Source organism: Microbacterium sp. KNMS (assembly GCF_053851835.1).
Genome location: NZ_JBSQBP010000234.1, coordinates 1 through 229, shown reverse-complemented (window position 1 = coordinate 229; position 229 = coordinate 1). Strand labels below are relative to the sequence as shown.

At 72.1% G+C, this 229-nt stretch carries 1 protein-coding gene; it reads left to right on the top strand.

Annotated features, from left to right (window positions below; genetic code table 11):
* Positions 1-229, top strand: a 229-nt coding sequence (locus ACWXWW_RS18435) for an NUDIX domain-containing protein (protein ID WP_455971505.1), incomplete at both ends; no start/stop codon positions are given.

Below are 229 nucleotides of genomic sequence, written 5' to 3'. Positions count from 1 at the left end.
CTGGTGCCTGCCCGGCGGGCGGCTGGACCCCGGCGAAAGCGCCGCCGAGACCTGCGTGCGCGAGGTGCTGGAGGAAACCGGGCTGCGCGTCGAGGTGGTGCGGCTGGTGGGCCTGTACAGCAACCCGCACCTGATCATCGAGTACGCCGACGGCAACCGGCGTCAGATCGTCGCCGCGCATTTCCTGGTGCGCGTCGTCGGCGGGGCGCTCCAGCTCAGCGACGAGACC